This window comes from Streptomyces pyxinae (genome assembly GCF_024756275.1).
GTDB lineage: Bacteria > Actinomycetota > Actinomycetes > Streptomycetales > Streptomycetaceae > Streptomyces > Streptomyces pyxinae.
The window spans coordinates 1-1,397 of the sequence record NZ_JANUGQ010000063.1 but is presented as its reverse complement, the minus strand read 5'-3'; the positions used below and the strand labels follow the sequence as shown (position 1 = coordinate 1,397).

General features: G+C 69.1%; 2 protein-coding genes and 1 pseudogene. 2 read left to right on the top strand and 1 reads right to left on the bottom strand.

Going from position 1 to position 1,397, the window contains the following annotated elements; all coding sequences use genetic code 11:
• The coding region (locus NX801_RS30575; protein WP_258791223.1) for a helix-turn-helix domain-containing protein at positions 1-339 on the bottom strand (339 nt) is incomplete at its 3' end.
• A gap of 204 nt (positions 340-543) precedes the next feature.
• Between NX801_RS30575 and NX801_RS30570 the strand changes: the two genes are divergently transcribed.
• Both NX801_RS30570 and NX801_RS30565 read left to right on the top strand, forming a co-directional pair.
• A complete protein-coding gene (locus NX801_RS30570) occupies positions 544-936 on the top strand; it encodes a hypothetical protein (RefSeq protein ID WP_258791222.1) in 393 nt (130 codons plus the stop codon).
• A gap of 68 nt (positions 937-1,004) precedes the next feature.
• A pseudogene (locus NX801_RS30565) lies at positions 1,005-1,397 on the top strand (methyltransferase domain-containing protein); the annotation flags it as partial.

Here is a 1,397-nt window from a genome sequence, read left to right as displayed (position 1 = left end):
CGCCTCCCACTCCTCTCCGGTCGGACCACCTCCGAGCCGCGCCGCGAATCCCGCGTCCAAAAGATCATGAGCCGCCAGCGGAGCTATGGCCGTGGCGGCCGCATCGGCCAGAAACGTGCGTCGCTTCACATCATCCTCGAACACGGCTAGGGGCACGTCCAGGACGGCCGACAGACACCGAAGGTAAAAGGCTCCCGGCTGCACCTTGCAACGCTCCCAGCGCGCGACGTACTCCCGCGTAAGCGCCGTTCGAAACTGACGGTTGATCGCATCAGCGAGCTTGCCTTGACTCCACCCTCGCGCCTGGCGCAGTTCTCGGATCAACTGACCGACTGTCATGCCCCTATGCTGCCCCTACTCGATCCTCTAGGCAGCGCGCTTCGCCCTGCCTAACTTCTCCACCATGCTGACTACCAGGGGAAGTCGTAGCACAACTCGGAGTCACGCCGCCTTGGCGTCGGAACGATGGCGGTGGCGACGCCAGGGACCGGTGACTGGCGATCTCCGCCCGGCCAATCGCCCGGGACGTGTGGTGAAGTCGCCATGACGTACCACCGCTTCGTGGTCGGGGACGTGGTGCGGGACACCGCGCGGGATCTGGCCGGCACGGTGTGGGACCGGCGGAACGGAGTGCTCGACCTCAAGGACACCGCCGGGTACACCTGGCGGGCCCTGCCCCACCGCTGCGTCCTGCTCCGCCCGGCGCCGCCCCGCGCCTCCCGCGTCCCGCCCGGCACCGTGCCGGTCATCTGCACCCCGGCCGAGGTGCGGGTCGGGGACTACGTGCAGGTGGACGGCCGGGGCACGTACCGCATCCGGGACATGCGCTCCAACGGACCCGGCGAACGCGTGCTGCATCTGGAGGGCTACCCCCGGCCCTGGCGCATGCCCACCGGGGTTCGGCAGGTTTACCGGCCCGAGCCTCCTGCCGCATGAACCACACCATCACTCCGGCCGCCTGCGCGGTCACCGCACCGAAGCGCGAGAAGGACTGAACCACGCACATGAGTCACAGCGAAGCCGCCGAGCACATCGCCCTGCGCGCCCTGCTCAGCGAACTGACCCACAACCTGGGCGCTCCCCTCACCCCCGCCTGGGACAAGGCCTATTGGGCCGTTCCCCGCCACCGCTTCCTGCCCGACCGCATCCGCCGGACGCCGGATTACGCCCCCATCGACCGCAAGGACGCTCCCGAACGGTGGCTGTGGGCCGCCTACAGCGACGAACCCGCCGTCATCCAGCTCAACGACGGTGACGAGCCCATGAATGACGACGACCGGTGGCCTTCCTCCTCCGCCTCCGCGCCCTCCCTCGTCTTCCGCGTGCTCGACCTGCTGGACGTGGAGGACGGCCACAAGGTGCTGGAGATCGGCACGGGCACCGGGTGGAACGCCGGA